We start from the raw sequence: 25448 nt of genomic DNA, 5'->3' as shown, positions 1-25448 counted from the left end.
TTAAAAGGAATGTGTTAAACCAAGATTCGACCTCAATTCGTTAAAAGAAGGGAGCGTAACATCTTTTGAGTTACTTTTCAGGTAGTTAAGTGATAAATTGGCCGCATCGCGTTTGCCAAGACGGTACGAACCATTAAAGTTTGCATTAAATATATTACCCGCATCAATGCTGTTATTGCGCTGGAGCTGATAGCTAACAGAAGCATTAAGGCCCAGATTACCCTTATTTAAGGTTTGATTAAGGCCTAAAGTTGGACCATAAAAAATGGTCTTGCCAAAGGCAACCTCTGCAACGGTATAACTTAGATTAGCATTAACACCAAAGGATTTTTTTGGCAGACCGAGCTGGTAAGAAAGGTTGACAGTTTTACTGTTCGATTTACTGTTAGGTTTGGTTAACTCATTTAAATCTACCAGCGATTGCAGGTTACCGACCAGAACAAAACCATGACTAAACCTTTCATCAGTAATATTATACCTTAAAACGGTGCTCAGGTTATGATTGGTTCTGGCCACACGAAACATATCTATAATGGGGTTTAATCCCCTATCCTGGGTAATTCCAAAATTGGTGTACCTTAAATCGAAACCATAGTCGGCCTTATTAAATGAAATATTGGCAGCCCCAATTTTCCGGTTAGAACGCACTGCTTTATCGTGCAGGATATTGTCATTCTGCAGTCCAAAACTTCCACCCAGCTGCAGTTGCCCTTTCATTAAACGAAGCATACCTTCAACGGTATAATTTTGCACATCGGTTTCAAAATAGTAGGCTCCCATACTTTTATAATCTGGGTCTACCCTCCGGTATTTCAACCTTACATCGTAGCTGCTGGCACTGTAACCAATACTGGTTTGTGCGGCGGTTAACAATTGGGTTGAAGCATTGAGGGTAATCAGGTCTTTAATAAAACCAACCTTGCCCAGTTTTAAGTTTTCGACCGTATCTGACAGTACATTCCTGGTATAAATACTTCCTGAAACGTCTATATCAAAAACAAAATGTTTTAAGAAGCTGAATCTGGATGATAAACCCAGCACCATATTTTCCGCAGGGCTCAGTTCTGTAGAAACCGGGGTAGCGCTTAAAGAACCTACATGGTCTTTCGCATTCAAAAAAATGATATCAACATGGTTTCGTTCGGTACCCCAACCCAATTTGGTGCTATATCCCGTCCTCTTGTAAGCAGCTTGTTGTGCCAGGGCCAATGGCTGATTGAGATCTTCTTCTATCGCTTTGTTAAAACGGCCGTAAACAAAACCAAACCTGAGTTTGCCCGGATTGAGTTCTACACCTCCACCCAAAAAATTATGCCCGGCCAAAGTAAAAGGCGAAAATTCTAAACTCTGCCAGCCAGCATGAAAAGTGGCCCATTTATAGGTTGGACTGATTCCGTATTGATTGAAGGGCTGCGTGTAACTTCTTTCCTGATCGCTCACCACGACCGAAAAGGGTAAAGTAACCCCGTAAATGGTTAAAGTTGGTGCGCCGTTAAAAATATAAGAAAAATCGCGCTGCCTGGCTGGGATCCCCTTTACATTATAGGTACCAAGTCCCAGACCTATGGTACCGTTAAATACAACAGGTTTTTGTTTTGTGATCTGGCCCAGGTCTTGCGATCTGGCCAAAAAAGCAGCACACAAAAACAACACAAAAAGTGATATGCGTTTCATAGATTCTACGTTTGTTAGAATGGGAATTATGGGCCATACGTGTAACTACAGCCCTAATAACATCACTTTAATATTTTAAAATCACTATCTTTTAAATTAAGCTGATGCATGGCCTGCAGCAATGGTGTATTATTGGGCTTTATACTTAATACGCCCGTGGTGCTTTGTGGAACGATAACAATCCTCACTTTATCTACAGGGTAGGCCGTAAAGGTTGAACCAAAACCATTATAAAATGAAATTCTAACTTTAGCGGTAGTTGCATCAACCCTCAAAGAATAGCTATAAATTAAATTTTGATTTGGGCTTTGACTTAAATCTGTATAGTTCAACTGCTTCCAGCTATAAACACCCGGCGCTTCTGTTTTGCGCATATACACCATTACAATACCTTGACTTACAGCAGCTAAATGTATGGCTGGGATATTAAATACCGATGTGGTATCGTTGAATGAAAGCCCATGTTTCTTTAAAGCGTAGGTATTAAAATTAGCGCCTTCACCATTCCAGGTAAAGCTTACATTATCTGGGGTTTCTAAAGAAATTACATTTGAATTTCCATCTGCACCATTAGCACCTTTTAATGATGTTCCCGGAAAAGGCCAGGCGCCCCCTGTTTTAGGGCCATACATCACATAACTGGTTAAGTCTAGGTAAAAATCACCATCGTTACCTATTGTATTTTGCGGAGCACCACCTCCGCTTAAAATTTTATTTCCATTGGTACCATTAGTTCCATTTGTACCGTTTGTTCCATTCGTTCCATCGGCACCTTTTAAATTGGTACCAGCGCCCCAACCAAAAAGTGCTGTTTTAGGACCATAAATCATAACCGGTAGCCTGGAGATATAGAAATCTCCAATTTTCCCTAAACCTGGGTCCGGAGCAGTTTCTCCACTATAAATAATCGTACCATCCGCGCCTGCAGGGCCAGTCGGCCCCTGAGCTCCAGCTGCCCCACGCAAAAGAATAGGAACGCCCCAACCTGTATTATCTTTAGGGCCATATAACAGATAATTGGTTTTATCTAAATAATAATCGCCAATTAAACCAGTCGCTGGTAAAGGCGCACCATTCCCGCTTAGGGTTGTACTACCATTTGAACCATTCGTTCCATTGGTACCATTGGTTCCGTTGGTTCCGTTGGTACCGTTTGTGCCGTTAGTTCCCTTCAGCACGATTGGTGTAGCCCAGGTACCAGCAGTTTTTGGTCCATATAAATTACCAGTTGTTTTGTCCAGGTAATAATCTCCGTTTGCGCCAATTGCAGCGACAGGAATACCTGTGCCGCTGTAAATAATGCTACCATCTTTACCAGCAGCGCCAGTTGGTCCCTGTGCACCATCTGCACCGCGCAATAAAATAGGGATACCCCAGCCAGCGGCTGTTTTTGGGCCATATAATTGATAATTGCTTTTATCCAGATAATAATCGCCTGCAATACCGGCTGCTGCAGATGGAATACCATTTCCACTTAGTGTAGTGCTGCCATTTGTTCCATTGCTTCCATTGGTACCGTTTGAACCATTAGTGCCATTTGTACCATTGGTTCCTGCAGCTCCCATTAAAGTAAGTGCTGTACCCCAACCGTTCGCTGTTTTTGGGCCGTAAAGATTTCCTGTAGAACGGTCTAAATAATAATCGCCGTTTGCAGCAAGTGTAGCCGGAGGCGTTCCTGTTCCGCTATAAATGATGCTGCCATCTTTACCTGCGGCACCTACTGCACCAGCATTTCCTGCTACGCCTTGTGGTCCGGCAGGGCCTTCAGGTCCCTCCAAACCTGTCTCGGAACAAGAATTGGATAGTACAGTTATAAAACAGATCATTAAAAAAAAGTAAAATTTTTTCATAAGGATAATTTTGATTGGTTGAGGTATTGCTCCAGGCGTAACAATTTGAAACCTAATCGATGAACGGGACTAAATGTTCTGTAAAAGGTTTGCCTGGCATTTGTAATCTAAATGATCACGGATCAAATTTATCTCAGAATAAGCGTCGGCACATAGTACAAACACGACAACCTTAGCCAAATGCAGAATATTTAAAGAGAAGTTTAAAATTCTGATATAAATACCTAACTTGGATACCGTAAATATTACCTCTCACCTTAAAAGGTCAAAATATTATGGGTTTTACCTATTTTTTGCCTGAACCAAGTTTGGCACAATACGTGGAAAACGTTATTGTTATCGAACTCAATTTCAACGAAGATTTCATTAAAGAGATCACCATTGTTCCTGATTACAGGTCTTGCTTGTGCTTTATACTTGAAGATAAAATCAGTGCTTATGAAAACGGGCAATTGGTGGAAAGAGAAAATGTAATTCTGGCCGGCTTCCATTTGTTTTCTACGATTATGAACCTGGGCAAAAAACACCGTGCGGTATGTGTACAATTTAAACCAATTGGCTGGAACAGTTTAATGAAAAATGTACCTCAGAACGAGGTGTTGAACACCTGTTACGATGCAAAATTATTTTTGGGAAACTATGCAGCGATATTAAGTGAACAATTGGCAGAAGCCAGCTCGGCCCTGGCACAAAACTACATCATTCAATCTTTTCTGAAGGAAAAACTGAATAGCTTAGCAACGGCCTCTCCCTTTGACCGGGCAATTGATGTTTTTATCCGCTCGGGTGGTAACCTGACGATAGAGCAAACTGCCTCCCTTGCCTGTTTAAGCCTGCGGCAGTTTGAAAGGCTCTGTAACCATAAAATTGGGGTTTCGCCAAGAATGTTTGGCCGGCTGATTAGATTTTCCAATACCTATAAACTTAAAGAACAGCATCCGCACCTGTCATGGAACAAGATTGCTTTTCACTGTGGTTATTTCGATCACATGCACCTCATCCGCGATTTTAAACAGTTTTCGGGTACCATACCCAGTATTATTGTAGACGAAGACCACTTTAGGTCGTTCCCTTATGATCGCCATAAAAATAATCTTTCGGGCGGTCCCATTCAATTGAATGACCAATTTATGGAATAATGGGTGATGTAAAATGGATGATGGCCATCAGCGCCTCATCAAAGAAAAAAATTAACTCGCTCTTGTTGATCCCTTTATCCTAAAACTATCCATTGGTTTTGCTTCGGCGCTTTACATCCCTTCAACGAAGCTGTACATTTGTAAAAAAAACACAATGAACGATATTACAGATTACCCTGTCTTAGCCTATGTTGTTAAGCTGATTAAAAACACCATCACCGATATCAAAACAGAATATATTGCCCCAGCCAGTGTAGAACTTAAGGATGGTAATGACACGATATACCTCCAACAGCGATCGGATGAAAATGGCAATCCTTCAACGATTTTTATCAAAGATTCTAAAGATATCATCTTCAGTGAAGACCTGCTCCCCTCTTTGAAGAACCTACAGGAAGGAGCTGAAGGAAAAACAGCAGAAGCATTATTGAATGCCAGAGTGATCATCAATGATTTAGATGTAGAAACACAGCTGATTTTTCAGGCGGTAAAGGATCATTTCGATGAGATCAGCAACAGCTATGAATTTTTTAAGGCAATTGAAAAACAAACCGATAAAATAAAAAGCAGCTTTAAATTTGGAAGTCATTCCTTTGAACTGACGGTGATTAACCAAACACCACTTATCTCTGTTACAGCAGGATTTTCTCCTTCATTTGATGAGTCCATCAAAAAAACGATCGAAAATGATGCCGCTAAGGTTCAGCTGGCCGTTCAAAAAATATTTGGGTAAAAGCAACTTTAGCAGCCTAAAGATGGAAATTAGAGAGAAATGCCCTGACTTATTACTAAGGGCATTTCTCTCCAAATAGCATTGTTTTATTTCGCCCTCGCTTGATAAAATCTGTGCATCCTTACCCCAAATCTTTTTATTTCTTCAGGCACCAGGTGGTCATTGACCGAAGGTTCTGCACATTGGTAGTTTTGATGGGCTCATGTAATGTAGCCGTAAGTTTGGCCGTAAACTGCAGTAACATGTCTTGATTAACTAAAAAACGTTCTGATTGATCAGGCAAAATATACTTTCCGTTACCGATTGAGTGAACCATGTTTTCGATACCGATATCGGATGCTAAACGACAGAACAGGTAGCCGCCGGGACGTAATACCCGCCACATGGAGTTTAACATCTCCTCAAAATTTTTCATATTGTTTGCAAAATGAAGTACGGCATTACTGATCACCAGATCAAATGTTTCATCGTTAAAAGGAAGGTCTTCGACTAATCCAACCCTGAAATTTTCTGCAGGAGAAGTTTCAGAAAATGGCGCAGCCAATTGTTTAATCTTTTCAATATGGTGCGCTGAAGAGTCGACGCCATATACCTGGTACCCTGTGCGGATAAAGTAATCTGCATTCCTTCCCGCCCCGCATCCGGCATCCAGAACAGACCGGCAATCGTTGTAGGTTCCCTTTAAAAGCTGATCAAATAAATAGATATCGATATTTCCAAACTGGTCGCGCAGGTGATCTTTCATATAAAAATGTGAAATCAAAAATAAGCATATTCCCTACAGCAATAGATTCCTTAATCGATTTTAGTATTTCTTTTACGATTTCACATACCTTAAGTCGGCGCAGCATAGACAAGGTGCGTACAAAATAATTTGATCTCGGAATGCTTATAAACTCAAGCGATCCTCTCTAATAAAGAAAGGATCGCTTGAGTTTGAGTTGGTAAGTTGATCAGCTATTATGTAAGATAACAGCAAGACTGCTATCACGGTTATTACCTAAAATTGTATTTTAAGCCGACTTCAAATTCTCCGTTTGCATAATTTTGTATATCAGAAGTATTGGTGGTATACATGGCCAATATCGACAAGCGATTTTGATAAGTTGTGCCCACCCCTGCAGTGAAACTGTTACTCGTGTGATAAATGCCCGTAAACAACAGTTTATTACCCCAGAACTGCGCATTTAATCCAAGATCAACTATATCGCGGTAATTATCAATGCCTCTATAACTTAATTTGGGCTCAATCACATTCAGCACCTTATCGGGATTAATAAATTTGTAGCTTACTGATGCAAAATAAGAAGCGCGGTCGACCACCGTTCTTTCATCATCACGTTTCAAAAACCGCTTGAGATTTAATACTGATCCCTGAATATTAAAATGCTGACTACGATAAGCCATACCGAAATCGCCATCAAAATACAGTTTGCGCTGGTTAAAGTTCGTTAGGGAAATATCATTCTGGCTTCCCTTAATTTTTGTCAGATCGATCCATTCGTTCATGATACCTGCTGAAAGCCCAAAATCAAGATAATCAGAACCATTATTGAGCGGCAAGTGGTAAGCATAAGTACCTTTGAAACTGGTTCGCTGAATTACCCCTATATTTTCATTGTAAAAAGAGGCACCTACGCCAACTTTATTGTTGTTGGCACCATAAGCTGCCGTTACGGATTGCATAGCTGGTGCGCCTTCTATTGCTGTCCACTGTGCCTTATATGCTGCAGCAGCTTCCCAACCCTTCTCAATACCTGCCATGGCCGGATTGCTGAGATAAAGGTTCTGGTAATACATACTGCCCATAGGGTTGAGCTGAGCAAAGGCTGGGATGCAGATACTGAACATCACCAATGTGACAAGCATTTTCCTTGTTTTCATCTTTATACTTTTTATGCCATAACCAGTATTTTAAACTGGTTATGGCAGGTTAAATCTTAGTTATTACCTACAATTGTGATATAGCCTTTTCTTACTCCTATACCTGGACCAAAGTCGATGATATAGTAGTAGGCGCCTTCAGGAACTAAAGATCCCTTTAAGGTACCACCCCAGCTGTTGTCATATCCTTTCATTTCAAATATCGACTTACCGGCGCGGTCGAAAACGCGTACCGTGTTGTTTGGATACATATCGATATTTTCGACAACCCATGTATCATTTTTACCATCACCATTAGGTGTAAGTACGTTCATGATATTCAGCACCTGGTAATCGGCCCTCACCTCGAGATTAAAGGTTTTGGTACTGCTTCTTCCGTACTGGTTAAACCCGGTAACGGTATAAGTCGTATTTTGAGATGGCCTAACGGTTAATACGGCAGTGTTTTGACCACTAATAATTCCGTTTGCATTTGTCCATTGATAAGTTAATGCACCCGTTGCAGTAAGTATTGCCGTTTCGCCCTTACTAATGCTATTACCTTTATTGCTGGTAATGGTAATTACCGGTGGCGGATTTTCGATTACTGTAAACGGCTGTACTACATTGGTTGCTGCCTGGTAATTGGCGTTTCCGGCCTGACTGGCAGTAATGTTGATCACACCTGCTTTCAGGATTTCTACCTGATTACCATTAATAATCCTGGCTACAGCCGGATTGCTGCTCGTATAGGTTACGGTTAAACCAGAGCTTGCTGTTGCCGTTAAGGTAAAGGTACCATCGGTATCTAATTTATTGGCTAAAGCTGCAAATGTAATGGTTTGTGCGGCCGGGTTAACGGTAAGCGTACCCGCAACATAAGAAATGCTGTAATTTGCTGCTGCAGCACCACTAGCCGTAATGGGATAATTGCCAGCTGGCGATGTTGTAATAGCCGTAGTACTTAAGGCTACCGGACTGGTTAATACAGCTGCTGTTTCAGTACCTGCGAAACCATTATAACTTGCCGTAAGCGCCGGATTGGCATCGCCAAAGTTTTTATTTTTATTATCGGCCGTGATGACCAATGCTTTTCTGGTAATGACCAGATCGGCCGGCGTATAGGTAATGATATAATTTGTTCCGGCTGAGATGGTGTTCTGCGCAATCGCATAGTTGCCTATATTCTCTCCGGCTGCACGGCTTAAACTACCTGTAATAACATCGCCCGTGGCTAATGCACCTGTAGAAAGTGTATAAGTTAATGCAACATCGGCACTGCCATACACTTTTGTCTTCGCATCGGCAGTAAGCGCAATTGGTTTAGCGCTGATGTTAGCACTGGTAGTTGCCACGCTGCCTAAAGTATAATTAGCTGCTTTGGCGCCCGATAACAACAAACCTGTCCCAGTTACCACTTTCGCAGTACCTACGTTTTTATCGGCAAAGGTTGCTGTACCACCTGTTAAGGTTACATCGGCAGCATCAGCTACAAGTACACCAGTTAGGCTTCTTCCCGAAATGGCAGCTGTAGTATTTCCATCGTAAACCTTATTACTTGCGGTAATGCTTCCGTTAACCGTTTTTGCAGTAATAGCAGCTGTAGTAGTCGCTACACTGGTTAAATTGTAATTAGCAGCTTTTGTACCAGCCAGTACCATGCCTGCAGCCGTAACCGTTTTACCGGTAGCCACACTGGCATCAGCAAAACTGGCTGTTCCGCCGCTTAAGTTTACATCTGCAGCATCTGCAGTTAAAACTCCTGTTAAGGCTCTGGTTAACACCGTAGCGCTAGCATTGCCATCATAAACCTTGTTGCTTGCGGTAAATGATCCGGTGATATTTCTAACTCCAATATTAGCCGTGGTGGTAGCCACTCCTGTTAAGTTATAATTAGCAGATTTTGAACCTGCCAAAGTCATACCTGCTGAAGTTACCGTTTTACCTGTACCAATATTGGCATCGGCGAAACTTGCTGTTCCACCAGTTAAGTTTACATCCGCTGCATCAGCTGTAATTACACCTGTTAACGTTCTGGTTAATACGGTTGCTGTAGTATTGCCATCATAAGCCTTATTATCAGCCGTGAATGCTCCAGTGATATTTTTTGCTGTAATGTTGGCTGTTGTAGTGGCTACACCTGTTAAATTGTAATTGGCCGATTTGCTTCCTGTTAAAGTTAAGCCAGCCGCCGATACCGTTTTTGCTGTGCCTACGTTAGCATTGGCAAAGCTTCCAGTTCCACCTGTTAAATTCACATCGGCAACATCGCCTGCCAGTACGCCGGTTAAGGTTCTGGTTAAAATACTGGCAGTAGCGTTACCATCGTAAACCTTATTGTCGGCGGTAAAGTTTCCGCTGATATCCTTAGCGCTAATATCGGCTGTTGCAGTGGTTATTGAAGCCAAAGTATAATTAGCGGCTTTCGCACCCGTGATGGTCATGCCTGTTGCGGTAACGGTTTTACCTGTGCCTTTACTGGCATTGGCAAAACTGGCTGAACCGCCTGTTAAAGTAACGTCGGCAATATCAGCAGCTAACACGCCGGTTAATGTTCTGGTTAATATACTTGCAGTTGTATTACCATCGTACACTTTATTACCAGCGGTAAAGTTACCGGTAAGTGTTAAACCTGTAATGTTAGCGGTAGTAGTGGCTACGCCCGTTAAGTTATAGTTAGCAGCTTTGGTACCTGCCAGGCTCATACCAGTTGCGGTAACGGTTTTTCCGGTACCCATGTTGGCATTGTCGAAATTGGCCGTTCCGCCTGTCAAATTCACATCAGCTACATCTCCGGCCAGTACACCTGCTAAGGTTCTGGTTAAAATGTTTGCCGTTGTATTTCCATCGTATACCTTGTTATCTGCAGTAAAATTACCTGAGATATCTTTTGCAGTAATATCGGCGGTTGTTGTACCTACCGAGGCTAATGTATAATTGGCAGCCTTAGTACCGGCCAGGGTTAAGCCTGTGGCGGTAACGGTTTTACCCGTGCCTTTATTGGCTTCGGCAAAAGTTGCTGTACCGCCGGTTAATGTTACATCGGCTACATCAGCGGTTAATACGCCTGTTAAACTCCTACCCGAAATGCTAGCAATGTTATTGCCATTGTATACCTTATTGCTGGCTGTGATACTGCCGGTAATAGCCAAACCTGTAATATTTGCGGTAGTCGTGGCTACTCCGTTTAAACTGTAGTTGGCAGCTTTTGCTCCTGTTATGGTCATACCTGTAGCGGTAACCGTTTTACCTGTACCTGCACTTGCTGTTGCAAAACTTGCTGTACCACCTGTTAGGTTAACATCAGCAGCATCAGCAGCTAATACACCGGTTAAGGTTCTGGTTAAAACACCTGCTGTAGTATTACCATCGTACACTTTATTATCGGCAGTAAAGTTTCCGCTGATATTTTTAGCAGTAATGTTTGCTGTAGTTGCATCGACTGTTGTGATGTTATAGTTAGCTGCTTTGGCTCCGGCTAAAACAAAACCTGATGCATTTACAGATTTACCTGTGCCTACATTTTCATTGATGAATGTTGCCGTGCCTCCACTCACCGTTACATCGGCCACATCAGCAACCAGTACACTGGTTAGGGTTCTTGATAAAATGACTGCGGTTGTGTTGCCATCATAAGTTTTACTGTCGGCAGTAAAGCCAGCACTTAAATCTTTGGCGGCAATATCAGCCGTTGTAGTAGCTACCGAAGCCAAAGTATAGTTAGCCGCTTTGGCACCAGTAATGGTCATACCTGTTGCGGTAACTGTTTTACCTGCACCTTTACCGGCATCAGCAAAATTGGCTGAACCACCTGTTAAGGTAACGTCGGCTGCATCGGCTGGCAATACGCCTGTCAAAGTCCTGGTTAATATGCTTGCCGTTGTATTGCCATCGTAAACTTTATTAGCTGCAGTAAAATTACCGGTTAAGCCCAGACCTGTTATATTGGCTGTGGTGGTGGCCACGCCCGTTAAATTATAGTTGTCGGCTTTGGTTCCGGTAAGGGTCATGCCCGCAGCAGTAACTATTTTACCCGTACCAATGTTGGCGTTGGCAAAAGTTGCTGTTCCACCTGTTAAGTTTACATCAGCTAAATCGGCTGGAACTACTCCCGTTAAGCTTCTGACTAATATCGTTGCTGTATTATTGCCATCGTAAGCTTTGTTACTGGCGGTAAAGTTTCCGCTGATATCTTTTGGTGTAATATTGGCTGTTGTGGTATTTACAGCAAATAAGGTATAGTTACCTGCTTTAGTACCTGTTAATACCATTCCGGTTGAAGTAACCTCTTTACCATTTCCGGTATTGATCCCACCAAAAGTAGCGGTTCCGCCTGTTAAGGTTACATCGGCAATATCAGCAGCCAGTACACCTGTTAAAGTTCTGGTTAATATGGTTGAACTATTATTGCCATCGTACACTTTATTATCGACGGTAAAGCTACCTGTTAAGGCCAAACCTGTGATATTGGCGGTGGTAGTAGCTACACTACTTAAGCTATAGTTACTTGCTTTAGCTCCAGTTAATGTCATACCCGCAGCAGTAACCGTTTTGCCTGCACCTACACTGGCATTGGCAAATGAAGCTGTGCCACCTGTTAAAGTTACGTCAGCAGCATCAGCAGCTAATACGCCTGTTAAGGTTCTGGTTAATAAGCTTGCCGTAGTATTTCCATCGTAAACTTTATTATCTGCAGTAAATGCGCCGGTTAAAGCTAAACCTGTAATATCGGCTGTGGTAGTAGCTACGCCTGTTAAGTTATAGTTGGCGGCTTTGGTTCCGGTGAGGCTTAAGCCTGTTGCGGTAACCGTTTTACCTGTAGCGGCCAATGCATTGGCAAAAGTTGCGGTTCCACCTGTTAAGGTTACGTCTGCTTCTTCTCCGGCCACTACCCCAGATAAAGTTCTGGTTAAAATATTGGCCGTATTATTACCATCATAAACCTTATTGCTTGCTGTAAAGTTACCGCTGATATCTTTAGCGGTAATGTTAGCTGTTGTTGTATTTACTGACGATAAAGTATAGTTAGCCGCTTTTACTCCGCCAAGCGTCATACCTGCTGAAGTTACGGTTTTACCATTGGCTACATTGGCATTATCGAAAGTAGCCGTACCACCATTTAGGGTTACTGCTAACTCATCGCCTGTTACCACACCATTAAGTGTTCTGGTTAATACAATTGCTGTATTGTTTCCATCATAAACTTTATTATCGGCAGTGAAGTTACCTGTAAGGCTTTTTGCATTCACCGTTAAAGTTTGTGTTACGTCGGTTGCGGCATTATAACCGGTACTTGCGGCTTGTTTTGCTGTAATTACTGCTGATCCGGCCGAAACAATGTGAATTTTACCCGCTACGATTGTAGCCACCGCTAAATTGTCACTGCTATAAGTTATGGTATTAATTGCAGAAGTTGCGCTGGTTGCCCCAGGATCAAAATCGGCATTACCATAAGTAGTTGACGCGGTGCCTGCAAAGGTAATGGATTGATTGGCGTTTGGTCTGTTAACCGTTACGGTATAAGTTTTAGTGGTGGTTCCATTTTGAGCCGTAACTTTAATATCAAAAGTATTGTTACCAAAGTTTAAGGCCAGATCTGCTGTTTCTACCGCACTGGTTAGCATTACATAACCCGCTCCGTTTGCATTAATTTGAAGTGTTGACCCTGCCGCAAGTGCAGTAGCTGTTAACTTTACTACATTGGTTGCGGTTAAAACACTGGCAGTATAGGTTGTGGTTCCTGCTGCGAAAGCTGGCGTTAAGCCTGCTGTGGTACTTAATGCTGATAAATCGGCATTAGCATAATAAGGGTCATATAAACCAAAATCTACATCTGTTCTATTTTGTCCAGAAGCAAGTACGAAGGTTGCACCATTTGTTCCAGTCCCATCCAGATCATAAGTACTGGTGTAACGTGCCGGATAACCCGACACCACTACTTTATAGGCCGTTGAAGGATTTAAATTACTGAAAGTATAATTGCCCGATGCATTTGTTGTAGTTGTTAAATTTACTGCGTTGGCAAAGATGTCAGTTCCTGTTAAGGTAACCGTTGCCCCCGCTACGCCTGGCTCGCCACCATCCTGTACACCATTTTGGTTATAATCTAACCAAACAAAATCGCCAATTGAAGCCGCTTCCTGTTTATTTACGGTCAGGGTATAGGTTTTGGTTACTGTCGTTTCTTCTGCCGTAACTTTTACATTAATTAAGTTAGCACCATTATTCAGTGTATATGCTGAAGAAGCAACTCCATCCGTAAGTGCCGTATATGCCCCTGCACCTAAACTCGATGTTAATGTTGCATGGCTTTCAGCCCTTGTAGCGGTAACGGTTGCCGTAGTGGTGGTATACGGTACATTGATGCTGTAAGCTGTAGTACCTGCAGCAAAAGTTGGTGTAAACGTTCCGGCATTGGTGGTTAAAGAAGCCAGATCGGCATTTCTGGATTTTGCTCCTGAAACCGTTACAGGGTTAGTTGCATCTGCAATGGTAACCGCTGCCGCTGCTCCTGCATTCCAGTCTTCGGCTGCTGCCAGGTTATATACGGTTGCATCCGCTGCTGAAAGACCATCTTTATTCATGAGTAAAGCCAAACCAGCTTTATCTGTTGTACTAACCGTTATGCTGAACGAGGTTCCACTCGTAACCTCCGCATTTGGCGAATCGGTAAGTGTATAGGTTGCAGCTGCTTGTCCCTTAAAAGTTAATTTATTGGCCACAATATCATTTGCAGCGCCATTTAATTTTAAAAATCCTGTTCCTGATACGCTAAGTACGCCAGTAGTGGCATCGTACGTTGCAGCTGTAATGGCTGGTACAGCAACACTATTTACCGTAATGCCGTTTCCGGTTAAATCTGCTACAACAATGGCTGCATCTGCTCCTGCCGCCCAATCTTCAGCTGCTGCCAGGTTATACGTTGTTCCGCCTGTTGAAGCTGTTCCGTCTTTATTGATGATTTGATTGACAGCTGCTTTATCTTCCGGACTTAGGGTTAATGAAAATAATCCACTAAAATTAATCTCCACGTTTGGTGTATTCGTTAAGGTGTAAGTTACTCCACCCTCTCCGGTAATTGTAAATTTATTGGCTATAATATCATTGGATGCCCCACCTATTTTGCTAAAGCCTGATCCGGAAACATCCAATATTCCTGATGAAGCGTTATAGGTAGCACTGCTAATGGTAGGAACAGGCACGTTTGAAACTGTAATTCCATTACCCGTTAAATCTGCAACAACTACTGCTGCATCTGCCCCAGCCGCCCAATCTTCTGCCGCTGCCAGGTTATACGTTGTTCCTCCTGTTGAACTTGTTCCGTTTTTATTCAGTATTTCTTTAATGGAAGTTTGATCTGCCGGGCCCAGGATAATAGAAAAAGTAGTGGCGTTTGTTATTTCAGCTGTTGAACCTGCATTTATCGTAAGGGTCGCACCGCCCTCTCCGGTAATGGTTAGTTTATTCGCTACGATATCATTTGCTGCGCCATTTAATTTAGTAAATCCGGTTCCGGTTACGACTAGCGTATTTGTACTGCTGTTATAGGTGGCTGATGTAATGGTTGGAATAGCAACATTGCTTGCCGTAATTCCGTTGCCAGTTAAATCGGCCACTACCACTGCTGCATCTGCTCCGGCGGCCCAATCTTCGGCAGCTGCCAGGTTATACGTGGTTCCTCCTGTTGAGGATGTTCCGTTTTTGTTGATAATCTGGCTAACTCTGGGCAAATCTGTAGCGCTCAATACCAGCGTAAATGCCGTTGAAGCACTGATTTCGGGATTTGGGGTATCGGTTAAAGTATAGGTTGATCCTCCTTCACCGATAACCGTAAATTTGTTGGCCACAATATCATTTGCCGCTCCTGTTTTGGAGAAAAAGCCTGAACCAGTTACGACAACAAGGCCAGTGGCAGCATCGTAAGTAGCTGAAGTGATAACAGGAACAGCAACGTTACTCGCTGTGATTCCATTACCGGTTAAATCTGCTACAACAACTGCTGCATCAGCTCCGGCGGTCCAATCTTCAGCTGCTGCCAGGTTATAAACGGTTGCACCTGTTGAACTTGTTCCGTTTTTATTGATCACCTGGTTTACACCTGCCCGATCAGCAGCATCTAATGTTAATGTAAATGCAGTTCTCGAAGTGATTTCTACATTTGGTGTAGTCGTTAGCGTATAAGTACTGCCGCCTTCTCCGGTCAGGGTAAACTTACTGGCGATGATATCATTTGTTGCACCATTGAGCGATAAAAAACCTGTTCCGGTTACGACTAAAGCCCCGGTTGATGCATTATAAGTTGCATTGGTAATGGCAGGAACGGCAACATTGGTTACCGTAACCGAATTAACAGCATCTGCAATAACTGAAGCCGGATTTTCTCCTGCTGCCCAATCTTCGGCCGCTGCTAAATTATAAGTTGTTCCGCTGGTAGAAGCTGTTCCATTTTTATTGAACATCATTTCTACGGCGTTCCTATCAGCCGTATTTAGCGTAATAGTGAAAGCTGTTGATGAAGTGATTTCTACATTAGCTGAAGTAAGCACATAATTTGTTCCTCCTTCTCCGGTTAGGGTTAATTTATTCGTTACAATATCATTGGTTGCACCTGCAAAGGCCGGAAACGCCGATCCTGTTACGGTTAATGCTCCTGTTGAAGCGTTGTAAGTAGCTGAAGCGATGGCTGGTGGTGTAGGTGTAGCGGATACATCAGCAGTTTTAGCGCTTTCGTTAAAGTAATTGTCTTCTGCTGAAATGCGATAGAAATATGGCGTTCCATTGGTAAGCCCTGTATGCGTATAGGTTGTGGTTCCTTTTGGAATGGCAGCCAATAAAGTGGTTGGCGCCGCTGTAGTACCACCGTATATTTTATAACCTAATAAATCGACATCTGCATTGGTGTTCCAGGTTAGCGTGTTTTGCGAGCTTCCTGCGCTTGCTGCCAAACCGGTTGGAACAGTTGGAAGTGTAATATCAGTTGGAGCCAGTTTAATTAATTCACCACCCAATGCGCCATCATCCCCGTCAGCAATATATCCTGTTGTACCAATAAAAGCTACCCCATAAGGTAAAAACGTACCTGTTCCATGCAAACCTGAGTAAAAAGCAGCTGGCGAGCCGGTAGCAGCAGTATATTTATTTAACGAATAAGTATTTCCTCCGCTGGTTTCAGAAGCATATAAGTTACCGAATTCATCAAGTGTTAATGTTGTAGCATAGGTACCTGTTGCAATGCTTGTTGTAGTTGCGTAAGTAGGGGCATTTATTTTTAAAATACCACCGGTTTGCGTAGTTCCATTATAAGTTTTGGTTACAAAAACATCACCGTTGGTTGCAACAGCAATTCCAATAGGATAACTCATTCCGCTTCCCGAAATAAGACCATGATAGATCATTGTTTTACTGGTAGAGTTTATCGCGGATGGATCGGTATATTTAACCACAGCATAATCTGTATTGGTAACATTATACTCCAAAGCATATAAATTTCCTGCCGCATCAAAAGTTAATCCAGTAAAATATCTTCCTGTTTGCACTGTAGTTGCCGCATAACTCGATGCTGCATTTAACCTGATAATTGCACCATTATTCGATGTAAAATCGGTACTCAGATAAACATCACCATTGCTCGCTACAGTTAAACCCCATGGATATTCTCCTGATTGAGAGGTTAAACCACTATAAATAATGGTGGGACTACCTGTACCGCCAATATACTTGGCTACATGATAAACCCCAGGGCCAGAGGCCTTGGTAACATAAACATTACCACTGGCATCTTTAGCCAAAGCCGCATACAATCCTCCGGAATGCAACTGAGTTTTAGTGTACTGGGCAGATGCGGGAGCAAGCGCCAGAAAAAGCACGATTACTGAAACTGTAAAAGCTACTTTAGTAAAAAATCTCTTCATAAGCGTTAATTAGACTGATAAATATGGATTTTCCCAACCGCTTTCAGTTTCGCTGTAAACAGTTGATATATCGTATCCCAAAGCGGTACCCTGAGAAATTATAGTTGCGTTATTTTTTTTATTGGTCGTATTGATTTTCACAATATCGATCAATGGAAAACTTTGTTGTTCCTGGCTGCCGAAATGAAGTAACCCTCTTGGTCCTATTGTTCCACTTTGATTAAATTCGATTACCGCTGTTGAAGCATTGCCGATGGTTAGCTGTGCTTTCATTCGGCTAAGCATTAAGCCTGCTTCGTAGCCAAGCATCCCAAACAGGTTGGCTTGTTGTTTGCCAAAATTTTCGAAATCCCGCACAAAAGCAGGGTTAGTGCCTGTTTTATGCTCCTTACTCCAGGAAGAGGCACTATAAAAGTTTAGTCCGAGGTGACCTATATCTTCCAGCATATCGGGGTAGGCCATGTTTTCTACGGTGACTAAAGGAATTACATTATTAAACTTGCTGGATTTCCATTGTTTAAGGAATTCGTTTCCGATTTGTCCAACAAAAATGGCATGTACATAATCTGGTGTATTTACATCTATTTCATTAAAAAAATGGCTTAAATCCAGGTTATTTTTATTGGCTTGATTTTCGGGAAGCACAGTACTTCTAAGTTGATCTGCCCCGGCAGAACCAACTCCGCTTAAAAAAGATGCTCCTAAATTAAAACCACTTTCGTAAAGTGGTGATATCATCAGGCCCCTTGGTCCAAATTCTTTAGTGGCCCATTGCCCGAGCACATATTCACTTTGCCAGAGCCCCATTGAAAGACTGGAGATATTCGTGCCATATCCTTCTGAGGCTGGCACTGATTCTCCGAAATCAAAGAATAAACCCAGTTTATTATGATTTTCTAATATCGGTTTCAGCTCAGGATATATTTTAGGGCTGATCATCCCCATCAGCACATCTACCCCGTCAAAAAAGACAAGTTTTTGTGCCGCTTCTAAAAAGGCTTTATTTCCGCCCTGGCCAACATAGGTTGGCATAAAGGCAAAATCAGCAATGCCATAAGACATTTTACTTGCCGCACACAGAAATCCGGCCGTAATATGCTGTGCATAAAACGGATAGACTCCTGAATAAGGCATCAAAAAACCAATTTTAAGTGGTTTGTTCATTTAGTTTCGGGATGGAAAAATACCTTCGGTCGCAATACTATAATTCAAAACCAAATAAGGCTGCATATTTTCATGTGGCTGGCTACCTCCTGCAATCCCTGTATTAAATGGTTTAAGTGTAGCATTAGCAGCCACATCTGAATAGGTTTTAAGAGATACTGCATTAGGGCCTGATCCTGTTTTCGGAGAAGCAGAAAGAATTACACTTGCCGAAGGTACATCTAATGTTCCTGAAGAAGTAACTGCTGGTTCAGCAACGGTATGAGTATGCTGCGGTATTTGAGTGCTGATTAGGGTTACAGTTTCTACCCCTGCCATTTCACCAAGTGTACGTGGACTAAGACCAGGTCCTTGCCCTGTCCCCATAGCTACTCTGCCTCTTAAATCTGGTAAAGCAAAAGTATTCTGCCCATTCCCTCCATAAGTTGTGCCTAACAATGAAAAAAGAGCTTGATTTGAAGCAATAGCCATAAGCTGCCCTGAACAAAATGCCCATCCTCTTGGGGCAAAACTAAACCCGAATAGGGCAATAATTCCTAAAAATGGTGAATCCATGGTATTTGTTTTTTGGTAAAGATTTGATTAATTAAGATTTAATATTTTTATACAGATTTCTCTATTTTTTTCAGGTCGGAAAAAACAACATGCATTTCTTCTCTGTTTGAGATACCTGGAATATGTCTTTTAAAGGCTAAACTGCTACTGGCTTTTTCTTCAGCAAAACCAAAGGATAATTGAGCCACCGACTGTAATCCTTTATGACTTGTACCCAAAAGCACTTCATTCTTTTCTTTATTGCGAAGTACATAAAGTTGATTTTTACCTGCTGAAACATTTCCTCCGATAATAAGATCTACCAAACTGGTATCAGCAGCAAGTTGCCTGTTGCTCTGTTTTGTCTTTGAATCAAAACCCAAATGAGATAAGCAAACCACTAAATCACATGCTTCGTTTTCTTTTAAGAATCTGGCCATCTTATTTAATGCAGTGGTTGGATCAGATACTTTTAAACCGGTGATGTTAACCGATTCTCCGACACCCGTAACCCCTACTCTATATTTGCCATAGGTAATTACCTGGTAACTTTTTACCGCTTTTTGCAATTTCGGGTGTTCGAAATGATAATTGCAGCTTAACAAATCGAAAGCCATGTGCGGAAGCAAAGCGGCAAAAGCATCAATCCCTTGTTTTAAATCTGCAGCACTAAGGTTCACCGCATGATAACCTACCTTATTCATCCACTGAAGGGTTTCGGCATGGTTATTCCGATTAAAATTTAAAAATCCTCCAGCATCTAACAATAAAGTAGAAACCAGTTCGTTATTGATGGTAGTTTGTAAAGACTTTAAGCCGCCAAATCCCTGAGCAGTTGAATCAACAGCGCCACAAATATCATTGCTATACATGATATTAACCTGTTTTTGGTTTACAGATTTGGTATAGATAGAACGGCTTGCTTTAGCGAGCGAATCAATTGGTCCGGCCAATAAAAGACTACTGCTTAACAAGACGTTCCTCTTTAGAAAAGAGCGTCTATTGGTATTCATAAAAGTTGAGTAATGGGATGTTTGTTACTATAAAGATGAGACTATTTTACTTATAGTACAAATACTACAAGCTTAGATTTATACACTCCTCCGTCATTCAGTAGACCAAACAAGTAAAATAGTATACCAAACCCCTCTTTTAGTAGACGAAAAACGGCATTTTTTAACTATTGACATATGTCAATAACTGTAAAAACATAAAAAATATATCATTTTCTCCCATGCCCCGCCACATAAGTGAGTACACAAAATACTACAAAAAAATTATTTTGGCACATTACTGGTAAAGCGTGTAAGTGGGTTTACACAATTGATCAAATTAGATTCGACCGTATTCAAAATTGGCGGCGTGATTGGTTTTCTTTATTGATTATCAGGCTTTATTAATTGTTTAAAAAGACGTCCGTAAGCAGTGCTGGCATCTGAATAACTGGCCAGTGATGGTTTACGATCTCCGATGAACTTTTCATCAGGATTTTTGCTATGGTAATTTAACCTCGTTTTCATTTTTTCACAGGCAGCATCATCCAACTGCATTACTTTCAAAAAGTGCGACAACATCAGGTTTACGCCCCAGTCATAATCATAAAAAGTATTTTTGGGATGATTGACCGAAATAATCTCCGCTAAAGCTTTATAATAATTAGCCAGTACTTCTGCTGTAAATAAATTAAAGTCCTGGTAATGCTTTTCTTGTATCCTAACCCTTAAAATACCAGAATTAACCATACCTGGAACAGCATGTATGCCTCTCCTTTTGCAGTGTGAGGCAATAACCGCATCGGGTTCTCTGGAAAGGAAAAAAAATGGCGTATCTGGATACCATTTTCTTAACAAGGGATAAAAATGAATATGCCAGCTGTCTAGTTTCACAAATAATTTGGTGTACTGCGCTTTGCGCTTTTGGCCCATCAGGGTAATTGCTGACTTAAACCAAAATTCCTGCTGTGCTTCTTTTACCGAAAGATCTTGTTCTTTCATTCTTAAGAGCTCATCCAACAAAGGGGCTTCTGCGTAAACGATATTTGTTTCGACTGTAGCCAAAGCCTGCGATAATAAGGTGGAGCCACATCGCGAAACATGAAAAATAAATGCATCTGGTGTTATCGAATCGATCAGCTTCGCTGCTTCTTCCAAAAACCCCAGGTTGCTTGCTGGCAAATAAGCCGATCGCTCCTTCATCCTAAAGCGGCAAAGATTTATCGTCTCATCAAAAAAAGGTTCTTCAATATGCTTTTCCTGCAAATCAAGCCATAAAAGCTGCCAGTCATTTTCCTTATAAAGAAGTTGATACGGAATCCAGTTGATTAATGCGCTCATTCCAGGCTTTTTTTCAATTGCATAACCAGGTCTCTAGCCACCTGAGTATCCATTTGTTCCAATTCTGCAATCATTTTTAAGGTGGTAGCCGGATCTAAGGGCTGAGCTTGATTTTCTTCTGCTAGTTTATAACCATTGGCTTCAAACAAAGAATCAGTCCATTCATTTCTTAAGGCATCTATAACCAAATGAACCCGAACGTTTTCGCCTTCATTGATGATACTGTGCGTTTGGTCGAAATCGATGTACCAACAAGAACCTTCTGCTAATTTCAACTGCTCTTCGCCCACGATAAACTTTAAGCGATTATTGGTTTGAATGGGAATATGTATCCTTAACACCCCTGCTTCGTAGTTACAGCCACGGTCTCTGTGGGGCTTAATTTCCGCTCCGGGATGTAATGCGAGTAAACGAATGGTTTCTTTTGGGCACTTCCACTCCTCGATGATTGATTTAATATAAGGAAGTTGATTTAACAAAGGCGTATCCCGATACTGATCTACCCCATAGTTGGCTAAAATATCATTTTCCTTTCCACTGCCAGAGCGGAGTGCAATACTTTGCCAGTTCCCTTCGTAATCCTTCCTGTTGAAATGATCAACCCACTCTTGCTGTAATGCAAGTGCGAGCTCGTTTTTGAGCAGCTGAATGTTATAATCCTGGTTAAATTGAATGTACTTTAGCAAAGCTGAAATGTTTTCTGTAATATTAACTAAGTGTTTTTTATTGCGCAAATATTTAATCTGCTTTTTATCGGTCTTTACGCCGCATCTTTCATTGGATTTATTTTAAAGCCATTTCTAAAATTGTAATTTTAATCTTAGTTATTACCTGATTTCCTTTGATTCAATTCATTTATGCACGACTCATTAATTTCTATTTCTACTTTTCTTGAAATTTACCGGTTACATCATCACCCTAAACACCCACAAAAACAACAGGATGAATCTTTTGTTAAAGCAGAGCAGATTTTTTTAAATATATTTCAACTGGGCTTATTTGAAATTTATGATTTTTTATATAGCAAATGCATAGATACGGACCATTTTAAGCATTGGATTATCGACCTTAAAGGACAAGACTTTTTTAATACCGCTTCAGTCCAGTTCGATGAACAGCTGCACCTCACTAACAATCCTCATAAAACCGATTTCCCGGATGTTTTAACTTCCGAGCAACATGCTTTTTGGAATACGCATGGTTACCTTAAAATAGAAGGATTAGTGAACGAGTCTGATTGCAATGCGGTATGCGAACTCATCTGCAAAACCTTAAACGTTGATTTAACTGATCCCCAAACCTGGTACCCGCAACACGAATTATTGCAAGGATTAATGTTGCAAAAATATCAGGATGAAGCTATTGCCCACATTCGAAACCATGCACAGATTAAGCAAGTTTTCAGCAGCTTGTACAAGCACAATAACATCTTCGCCAATGCAGAGAAAGTGAGTTATAATCCACCTGTGAATCAATATTTTTCCTTCAAAGGAAGTCCGCTACATTGGGATATCGATTTTCAAACAGGTCCGAGCTATTACATTCAGGGCTTATTGTATTTAAACGATGTTCCCGCTAACCGGGGTGCTTTTACCGTTATTCCAGGCTTCCACCACCAGATTGATGAATACCTGACTAATTTTAGTGACCCCGAAGCGGCCATTTCGGCATTGCGCAATAAAGGTTTAGAAATTCCGGTTGAAGGTAAAAAAGGTGATTTAATTGTTTGGCTGCAGTCACTTCCGCATGCTGCAAGTCCCAATCATTCTGATTTACCCAGATTTGTGCAGTACGTGAGTTTTAATGAGGTGCTTTGATCTGGCTATTTCAGGCTGCTGCCCTATTGTATGAACAACAACATCATTAATGCCGCAATCAATGTATTTAAAAAATTGACCATGTTATTCCCGATGATTCCCTTTCGCTCAAACAAAGCCCCCAATACAGAATCGGTAAGATTTCCGAACGTACCTGCCAGAACGATATAGAAAAAGCTGATGTTCCACCCGAAACCCAGCGCATAAACGACTGCAATCATACAGCTTCCGGCAATACCGATCGAAGTTCCTTCCAGACTGATCACCCCATCCATTCCGCAACGATCAGGCTTGAAGGTGATTATATTAAAAAACCGTCTCCCGTAAACCATCCCCAGTTCAGAAGACAGGGTATCAGCAGTAGCCGAGGCAAAAGCAGCTGCCATTGCAGGCAACATTAAATCAGTCAGCTGTGGGTAACCTATGATTACGACCCCCGCAATAGCTGAAACGCCGGCATTAGCCAGCACCTGAGCGGTATTACGGCCTTTTTTGCTTTCCCCTTTAATGGCAAAAGCCTGCTTTTTATGCTGCTGCCAGGAGGTGGCTGCAGAACCCACGATAAAAAAGGTGCTCATCATGGCAACGCCGGTATAACCAGCCGCAATAAAAATAACATAGGCCAGTATTCCACCTGTAAAAGCAGCCAAAATGGTCAGTTTTTTGGCGAGGATGCCATAAGCTATGCCAGCAATAATGATGATTGGCAACAAGGTGCCGCTATTGAACATATCGCAAATATATTTGAATTCTGCTTAAGAAACAGCACATGGGAATTATTACGAGGTGACTGATTAAAAATTGCCTGAGCATATTAACCAGCCCGTTTTAGCAAATTAGTAGCAGCCTAAACTCCCCTTCTTTTTCAATCGGTGCCCGGTGGATACAAGGTAAACACTGTTTTTCAGGATGATCTACTGCCAGTCTCCACAGATGGCCCAATCCCAGGTTTACAGGTCTTGCACCAGCTTTAGCCTGGTAATGCAGGTCAAAATAATGTTCCATCAAAAAATTTTGAAATTCGTCTTCCGGCCCCTCGTGTAATTCTTTAAGCTTTTGCCGGATTTCCGGGACCAGTATTTTTTGTTCGGCCTGATGATTGGCTATAATTTCACTGGCAGCACCATAGTAGGTACATAAAAAAGTATCGGTGCCAATGGGTGATCGGTCTACATGAAAAGAATATACATCTGTCGAAATAAAATCAAGTTCTTCATCCCGATCGTAACTTTTGATTAGATTAAGCGAAGGTGATGCGCCCGAATCTGCCAACAACTGAAAATCACTTAAGATCACTGTTCTGGCCAGACAACCTGCCTCCGACAGGCTGAGCGCATGGAGGTCTTCCATGGAAACTTCCGTCAGGTTATCTTTCAACTCCAGTTTGGATACAATTTCTTGAAAATCGCCAACCACCTCCCGCTGCCAGCAAACGGCGTTTTGATCTCCATAAAAATCTGTATCCAATAGCTGAGAAAAAGTGGATACCACCGCAATTTGTTTGCTGTCAGCAAATCTATTATCCATTTCTAATTCAATAATTTAGCTATAAATGCTCATATCTCGAGGATTATTCCAAAGTGAGAATGCTTCTCAGGCATAGCGGTTCTTCGTCAATTTTAGGCCAGAAATAAAAAAAGCTCCCAGTTTTTAACTAGAAGCTTTTAAATGTACCCCGGAAGGGATTCGAACCCCTGACCCACGGTTTAGAAAACCGTTGCTCTATCCAACTGAGCTACCGAGGCTCATTTTTTAATGAGCTGCAAATATAGAAGTTCTATTTAATATGTAAAAATATATTTTAAACTATTTAAAAGCTACTTTTCGCATTTCAAATAAGTATTTAAGAACGAAGCAATTAAAATTAAATCCACGCTAAATAAATTCGATTTCAGCCTGTAAAAAACGTTATTTCTCACCCAATTCTGCATCATTAATACAGAGCAGCTACGCTAAAAATCAAATCAATGCTTAATTAAGCGTCTTCTCCGTTCCAAATGTCATCATCGGCATGCCGAATTTCATCATGACTGGAGGTTATACTTTTTAATTCTTCGTGGTGATAATTTCTTTCCGGGTTTTCGGGCAAAGTACTGTCGTGATCAGGAGACACTTTCCTCAAATGCTCAGGCTTTTTAACCTCTGGTAAATCATCGTGTACAACAGAAGGCGTTAAAATCTTCTTCATGGGATTATTGCTGTTTTCCATAATTTTAAGAGACTCAAATTTCAAGCCACAACCAAAGGTGAGTTAAAATTTCGGCAATTGCCGTGTATTTGTGAAGAATAACGGTTGACGAAAGGTGCACAATAAAAAAATGCGCACAAATAAATCAGTGTTTATCTGTGCGCATATGTGGTTAAAAAGATCCTTCGACAAGCTCAGGATGACAATTAATGAGATTGCTTCCCCGAAAGGTCGGGACTGGC

At 41.6% G+C, this 25448-nt stretch carries 16 protein-coding genes and 1 tRNA gene; 3 read left to right on the top strand and 14 right to left on the bottom strand.

Annotated elements, in window-relative coordinates; genetic code table 11:
• The gene (locus CA265_07310; protein ID ARS39468.1) at nt 1-1644 is read right to left on the bottom strand and encodes a hypothetical protein; all 1644 of its coding nucleotides are present in this window, start codon (nt 1642-1644) and stop codon (nt 1-3) included.
• Nucleotides 1645-1736: 92 nt separating this feature from the next.
• Complete coding sequence (locus tag CA265_07305) at nt 1737-3524, bottom strand: hypothetical protein (protein ARS39467.1); 1788 nt, start codon at nt 3522-3524, stop codon at nt 1737-1739.
• A 275-nt stretch (nt 3525-3799) separates the two neighbouring features.
• Between CA265_07305 and CA265_07300 the strand changes: the two genes are divergently transcribed.
• Nucleotides 3800-4663: a hypothetical protein gene (locus CA265_07300; protein ARS39466.1), complete on the top strand. Its 864-nt coding sequence runs from the start codon at nt 3800-3802 to the stop codon at nt 4661-4663.
• Nucleotides 4664-4817: 154 nt separating this feature from the next.
• Complete coding sequence (locus CA265_07295; GenBank protein ID ARS39465.1) at nt 4818-5396, top strand: hypothetical protein; 579 nt, start codon at nt 4818-4820, stop codon at nt 5394-5396.
• Nucleotides 5397-5532: 136 nt separating this feature from the next.
• Here the strand turns inward: CA265_07295 and CA265_07290 are convergent, their stop codons facing one another.
• The 8 genes from CA265_07290 to CA265_07255 all read right to left on the bottom strand — a co-directional run bounded on the left by CA265_07290 (nt 5533) and on the right by CA265_07255 (nt 21887).
• On the bottom strand, nt 5533-6141 hold the full coding sequence (locus CA265_07290) for an SAM-dependent methyltransferase (protein ARS39464.1): 609 nt from the start codon (nt 6139-6141) through the stop codon (nt 5533-5535).
• 251 nt (nt 6142-6392) lie between these two features.
• Nucleotides 6393-7280 carry a hypothetical protein gene (locus CA265_07285; protein ARS39463.1) on the bottom strand — a complete coding sequence of 296 codons (888 nt, stop codon included), beginning with the start codon at nt 7278-7280 and terminating at the stop codon, nt 6393-6395.
• 56 nt (nt 7281-7336) lie between these two features.
• Complete coding sequence (locus CA265_07280) at nt 7337-17170, bottom strand: hypothetical protein (GenBank protein ARS39462.1); 9834 nt, start codon at nt 17168-17170, stop codon at nt 7337-7339.
• Nucleotides 17171-17179: 9 nt separating this feature from the next.
• The gene (locus CA265_07275) at nt 17180-18334 is read right to left on the bottom strand and encodes a hypothetical protein (GenBank protein ID ARS39461.1); all 1155 of its coding nucleotides are present in this window, start codon (nt 18332-18334) and stop codon (nt 17180-17182) included.
• Nucleotides 18335-18889, bottom strand: coding sequence for a phage tail protein (locus tag CA265_07270; protein ID ARS39460.1), 555 nt, complete (start codon nt 18887-18889; stop codon nt 18335-18337). It lies immediately after the preceding gene.
• A 47-nt stretch (nt 18890-18936) separates the two neighbouring features.
• Nucleotides 18937-19821, bottom strand: a complete 885-nt coding sequence (locus CA265_07265; GenBank protein ARS39459.1) for a hypothetical protein — start codon at nt 19819-19821, stop codon at nt 18937-18939.
• 423 nt (nt 19822-20244) lie between these two features.
• Nucleotides 20245-21201 carry a hypothetical protein gene (locus tag CA265_07260; GenBank protein ARS39458.1) on the bottom strand — a complete coding sequence of 319 codons (957 nt, stop codon included), beginning with the start codon at nt 21199-21201 and terminating at the stop codon, nt 20245-20247.
• Nucleotides 21198-21887: an aspartyl beta-hydroxylase gene (locus tag CA265_07255; protein ID ARS42914.1), complete on the bottom strand. Its 690-nt coding sequence runs from the start codon at nt 21885-21887 to the stop codon at nt 21198-21200. The genes CA265_07260 and CA265_07255 overlap by 4 nt, the downstream gene beginning before the upstream one ends.
• 171 nt (nt 21888-22058) lie before the next feature.
• Here CA265_07255 and CA265_07250 point away from each other — a divergent pair, with 171 nt between their 5' ends.
• A complete protein-coding gene (locus CA265_07250) occupies nt 22059-23018 on the top strand; it encodes a hypothetical protein (protein ID ARS39457.1) in 960 nt (319 codons plus the stop codon).
• A 23-nt stretch (nt 23019-23041) separates the two neighbouring features.
• Here CA265_07250 and CA265_07245 read toward each other — a convergent pair whose 3' ends face one another.
• From CA265_07245 to CA265_07230, 4 genes are all read right to left on the bottom strand, one after another.
• On the bottom strand, nt 23042-23749 hold the full coding sequence (locus tag CA265_07245) for a hypothetical protein (protein ID ARS39456.1): 708 nt from the start codon (nt 23747-23749) through the stop codon (nt 23042-23044).
• Between the two features lie 97 nt (nt 23750-23846).
• Nucleotides 23847-24545, bottom strand: coding sequence for a DUF1826 domain-containing protein (locus CA265_07240; protein ARS39455.1), 699 nt, complete (start codon nt 24543-24545; stop codon nt 23847-23849).
• A gap of 144 nt (nt 24546-24689) precedes the next feature.
• Nucleotides 24690-24763: transfer RNA gene (locus CA265_07235), tRNA-Arg, on the bottom strand.
• Between the two features lie 230 nt (nt 24764-24993).
• The gene (locus CA265_07230; GenBank protein ID ARS39454.1) at nt 24994-25227 is read right to left on the bottom strand and encodes a hypothetical protein; all 234 of its coding nucleotides are present in this window, start codon (nt 25225-25227) and stop codon (nt 24994-24996) included.
• Between the last annotated feature and the right edge of the window lie 221 nt (nt 25228-25448).

The organism is Sphingobacteriaceae bacterium GW460-11-11-14-LB5, assembly GCA_002151545.1.
Classification (GTDB): Bacteria; Bacteroidota; Bacteroidia; order Sphingobacteriales; family Sphingobacteriaceae; genus Pedobacter.
The sequence above is the reverse complement of the archived record's forward strand: the minus strand, read 5'-3'. Positions and strand labels throughout refer to the sequence as shown.